Annotated in this window: 1 rRNA gene; it reads left to right on the top strand. The window is 58.9% G+C overall.

The features are described from left to right. Positions 1–241 (top strand): 16S ribosomal RNA (locus HMPREF0549_RS09055); the annotation flags it as partial.

The raw sequence follows: 241 nt of genomic DNA, 5'->3' as shown, positions 1-241 counted from the left end.
CCGGTGGCGAAGGCGGCCCCCTGGACGAAGACTGACGCTCAGGTGCGAAAGCGTGGGGAGCAAACAGGATTAGATACCCTGGTAGTCCACGCCGTAAACGATGTCGACTTGGAGGTTGTGCCCTTGAGGCGTGGCTTCCGGAGCTAACGCGTTAAGTCGACCGCCTGGGGAGTACGGCCGCAAGGTTAAAACTCAAATGAATTGACGGGGGCCCGCACAAGCGGTGGAGCATGTGGTTTAA

The sequence above is a fragment of the Limosilactobacillus vaginalis DSM 5837 = ATCC 49540 genome (assembly GCF_000159435.1).
GTDB classification, from domain to species: domain Bacteria; phylum Bacillota; class Bacilli; order Lactobacillales; family Lactobacillaceae; genus Limosilactobacillus; species Limosilactobacillus vaginalis.
The sequence above is the reverse complement of the archived record's forward strand: the minus strand, read 5'-3'. Positions and strand labels throughout refer to the sequence as shown.